General features: G+C 70.6%; 4 protein-coding genes. 2 read left to right on the top strand and 2 right to left on the bottom strand.

Annotation, left to right across the window (positions count from 1 at the left end; genetic code table 11):
• The coding region (locus ACFFNX_RS43295) for a mismatch-specific DNA-glycosylase (RefSeq protein WP_378212070.1) at positions 1-422 on the bottom strand (422 nt) is incomplete at its 3' end.
• A 136-nt stretch (positions 423-558) separates the two neighbouring features.
• A complete protein-coding gene (locus ACFFNX_RS43290; protein ID WP_378212069.1) occupies positions 559-3,330 on the bottom strand; it encodes an aconitate hydratase in 2,772 nt (923 codons plus the stop codon).
• Positions 3,331-3,606: 276 nt separating this feature from the next.
• Between ACFFNX_RS43290 and ACFFNX_RS43285 the strand changes: the two genes are divergently transcribed.
• Together ACFFNX_RS43285 and ACFFNX_RS43280 are read left to right on the top strand one after the other, a co-directional pair.
• The gene (locus tag ACFFNX_RS43285; RefSeq protein WP_378212068.1) at positions 3,607-4,197 is read left to right on the top strand and encodes a PadR family transcriptional regulator; all 591 of its coding nucleotides are present in this window, start codon (positions 3,607-3,609) and stop codon (positions 4,195-4,197) included.
• Between the two features lie 13 nt (positions 4,198-4,210).
• The coding region (locus tag ACFFNX_RS43280; RefSeq protein WP_378212067.1) for a DUF1707 SHOCT-like domain-containing protein at positions 4,211-4,441 on the top strand (231 nt) is incomplete at its 3' end.

Genomic DNA, 4,441 nt, shown 5'->3' with positions numbered 1-4,441 from the left:
GCGCCGATGCGGGCCGACCGGCGGCCGAAGGCCGTGCGGTAGGCGGTCACGCCGAGGATCGCCACCACGCGCGGCGTGTGCCGCGCCACGAACGCCTCGAGCAGCGCCCCGCCCTCGGCCAGCTCCTCCGCCGTCAGCTCGGCCGCCTGAGCGGTGGCCCGCGCGGCGAGGTTGGTGATGCCCAGGCCGTACGAGGGCAGCAGGTGCTGCTCGGCGGGCCCCAGGAGCCGGTCGGTGAAGCCGGAGCGGTGCAGCGCCGGCCAGAACCGGTTGCCGGGCCGGGCGAAGTGGAACCCGGTCACGGCGGAGTAGAGCCCGGGGTTGATGCCGCAGAGCAGCACGCCGCCACGGGGCGGCACGACGTCGGGGATCGTGCGGTCCTTCGCGGCCGCGAGGTCGGCGGCGGTCGGTCGAGACGTCATTGACGAACGGTATCCCGACGGGCGCGCGGCGCGGCGACCTGACCATGAATCACATATTACTCAGCGTAGTGACAGCTTTACCCTGTGCACGCACGAGGGCCGTCTCGCGAGGAGACGGCCCTTCGCGCGCACGGCCCTACTTGCGCAGCAGGGAGCGCAGGACGTACTGCATGATCCCGCCGTGGCGGTAGTAGTCGGCCTCACCCGGAGTGTCGATGCGGACGACCGCCTGGAACTCCTTGTCGCCGGCCTTCACGGTGACCTCGCGGGGGGTCTCGCCGTCGTTCAGACGCTCGACGCCGACGATGTCGAAGGTCTCCTTGCCGGTGAGGCCCAGGGACTCGGCCGACTCGCCATCGCGGAACTGCAGCGGGAGGACGCCCATGCCGATGAGGTTCGAGCGGTGGATGCGCTCGAACGACTCGGCCAGCACCGCGCGGACGCCGAGCAGGCTGGTGCCCTTGGCCGCCCAGTCGCGCGAGGAGCCGGAGCCGTACTCCTTGCCGCCGAGCACGATCAGGGGCGTGCCCTCCGCGGCGTACGCCTGCGCGGCGTCGTAGATCGACATCTCCTCGCCGTCCTTGACCGTGACCCCGCCCTCGGTGCCGGGGGCGAGCAGGTTGCGCAGGCGGATGTTGGCGAAGGTGCCGCGGATCATCACCTCGTGGTTGCCGCGTCGCGAGCCGTAGGAGTTGAAGTCGCGGCGCTCGACGCCGTGCTCGGTGAGGTAGCGGCCGGCCGGGCTGTCGGCCTTGATCGCGCCGGCGGGCGAGATGTGGTCGGTGGTGACCGAGTCGCCGAGCAGCGCGAGGACCTTGGCGCCGGTGATGTCGGCGACCGGCTCCGGCTGCTCCCCCATGCCGTCGAAGTACGGCGCCTTGCGCACGTACGTCGAGTCGGGGTCCCACGCGAAGGTGTTGCCGCCCGGCGCCGACAGGGCCTGCCAGCGCTGCTCGCCGGCGAACACGTCGGCGTAGTCGCGGCTGAACATCTCCTGCGCGATCGCCGACTCGACGACCTCCTCGACCTCCTGCGGCGACGGCCAGATGTCCCTCAGGTACACCGGCTCACCGTCGGACCCGGTGCCGAGCGGGCCGTTCGCGACGTCGACGTCCATGGAGCCGGCGAGGGCGTACGCGACGACGAGCGGCGGTGAGGCGAGGTAGTTCATCTTGACGTCGGGATTGATGCGGCCCTCGAAGTTGCGGTTGCCGGACAGCACCGACGTCACGGCCAGGTCACCCTCGTTCACCGCGGCGCTGATCTCCTCCGGCAGCGGGCCGGAGTTGCCGATGCACGTCGTGCAGCCGTACCCGACGAGGTTGAAGCCGAGCTTCTCCAGGTACGGCGTGAGGCCCGCGCGGTCGTAGTAGTCCATGACGACCTTCGAGCCCGGGGCGAGCGAGGTCTTCACCCACGGCTTGCGGGACAGGCCGCGCTCGACCGCCTTCTTGGCGAGCAGCGCGGCGCCGATCATGACCGAGGGGTTGGAGGTGTTGGTGCAGGAGGTGATCGCGGCGATCACCACCGCGCCGTGGTCCAGCTCGAACTCGTTGCCGTCGACGCTGACCCGGACCGGGTTGCTCGGCCGGCCCGCGGCGGCGTCGGCCGCGCTCTGGACGGGCTTGTCGCCAGTGCCGTTGTGCGCGATGGCCGGGGAGTCGGAGGCCGGGAACGACTCGGCGGACGCCTCGTCCAGCGGGCCCCGGATGCTGCCGTCGGCGACGTAGTCGCGGACGGAGGTGCGCCAGGCCGGCTTGGCGACGGACAGCGCGATGCGGTCCTGCGGGCGCTTGGGGCCGGCGATGGACGGGACGACCGTGGACAGGTCCAGCTCGAGGTATTCGGAGTAGTCCGCCTCATGGGCCGGGTCGTGCCACAGGCCCTGCTCCTTGGCGTAGGCCTCGACGAGCGCGACCTGCTCGGCCGGGCGCCCGGTGAGCTGGAGGTACTTCACGGTCTCGCCGTCGATCGGGAAGATCGCGCAGGTGGAGCCGAACTCGGGGCTCATGTTGCCGATGGTCGCGCGGTTGGCCAGCGGCACCGCGCCGACGCCCTCGCCGTAGAACTCCACGAACTTGCCGACGACGCCGTGCTTGCGCAGCATCTCGGTGATCGTGAGCACCAGGTCGGTGGCGGTGGTGCCGGCGGGCAGCTCGCCGGTGAGCTTGAAGCCGACGACGCGCGGGATGAGCATCGAGATCGGCTGGCCGAGCATGGCCGCCTCGGCCTCGATGCCGCCGACGCCCCAGCCGAGGACGCCGAGGCCGTTCTGCATCGTCGTGTGGGAGTCGGTGCCGACGCACGTGTCGGGGTAGGCACGGCGTTCTCCATCACCGGCCTCGCTGCCGAAGACGACCCGGGCCAGGTGCTCGATGTTGACCTGGTGCACGATGCCGGTGCCGGGCGGCACGACCTTGAAGTTGTCGAAGCCCTGCTGGCCCCACTTGAGGAACTGGTAGCGCTCGCCGTTACGGCCGTACTCGAACTCCACGTTGCGCTCGAAGGCGTCCTCGCGGCCGAACACGTCGACCTGCACGGAGTGGTCGATGACCATCTCGGCCGGGTTGAGCGGGTTGATCTTCTCCGGGTCGCCACCGAGGTCGCGTACGGCCTCGCGCATCGTGGCGAGGTCCACGACGCAGGGCACACCGGTGAAGTCCTGCATGATCACGCGGGCGGGCGTGAACTGGATCTCCTGGCTCGGCTGGGCGTTCGGGTCCCAGCCGGCGAGGGCGCGGACGTGGTCCGCGGTGATGTTCGCGCCGTCCTCGGTGCGCAGGAGGTTCTCCAGCAGAACCTTCAGGCTGTACGGGAGGCGCGCCGAACCCTCGACGGCATCCAGCCGGAAAATCTCATAGGACGCGTCGCCGACACGGAGTGTCTGCCGGCTGCCGAAGGTGTCCAAGTCGTCTCCTCCTGGTGCGCGCTCGCCGCGGGATCCCCATCCCCCCTCATGGCGAGCGCGGGGGCGGTGGTGTACGTCCCGAATTTTGCCGCAGCGGGGCATGGCGGCCGGAACTGAGGCTCGCCTAACTTCCCGTGCGATTTCTCTCGACATCAAGGTATCACAGGTATCTCGATATCGAGGTATCTCCGCTCACTGTTGACAACGAATGCTTTCGATATATCGTTGCTGTATCGAGAGAGATCAAAGAGCGATCTCAGAAGGGAGTGCAGAATCATGCACCCGACATCCGATACATCACGCCGGCAGCGCGGCGGACGCCGCGGTGGCTTCGGACGGCGCGGCGGTTTCCCCGGCCCGTTCGGTGGTCCGTTCGGCGGCCCGTTCGGCGGTCCCCCACCCTGGGCGGAACGCCGAGGCAAGGCACGGCGGGGAAACGTGCGGGCGGCGATCCTGGCGCTGCTCGCCGAGGAGCCCCGCAACGGCTACCAGCTCATCCAGGAGATCGAGGAGCGCAGCGGCGGCGAGTGGCGGCCGAGCCCCGGCGCCGTCTACCCCGCGCTCCAGCAGCTCACCGATGAGGGGCTGATCGAGGCCGAGGAGCAGGAGGGCCGCCGCACGTTCCGCCTGTCCGACAGCGGACGGGCGTACGTGGAGGCCCACCCGGACGAGGTGAACGCCCCCTGGGAGGCGATGACCTCCGACGTGCGCGACGACGTGCGCGAGCTGTTCGCGACCGCGGCCAAGACCGGCTCGGCCGTCATGCAGATCGTCCACACCGGCGACGAGAACCAGGTGGCCGAGGCCCGGCAGATCCTGTCCGAGACGCGGCGCCGGCTGTACCGGCTGCTCGCCGACGACGAGTGAGGATCGAGACGAGATGAGCGCCGAGCAGCTCCGCGTCGGCGACGCGGAACGCGACGAGGTGACCACGGCCCTGCACGAGCACTTCGCGCAGGGCCGGCTCACCCGCGAGGAACTCGACGAACGCCTGACCGCGGCCCTGTCCGCCCGGACCGTCGGCGACCTGCGGGCGATCACCCGCGACCTGCCCGGCCCCCTGGCCGCCACGGACGGCGGGCCGCGGGGGCGCGGCCCGTGGGAGATGGGG

Origin of the sequence: Actinoallomurus acaciae (assembly GCF_042429965.1) — a bacterium.
GTDB classification, from domain to species: domain Bacteria; phylum Actinomycetota; class Actinomycetes; order Streptosporangiales; family Streptosporangiaceae; genus Actinoallomurus; species Actinoallomurus acaciae.
This window is presented reverse-complemented; position numbering and strand designations above follow the sequence as displayed.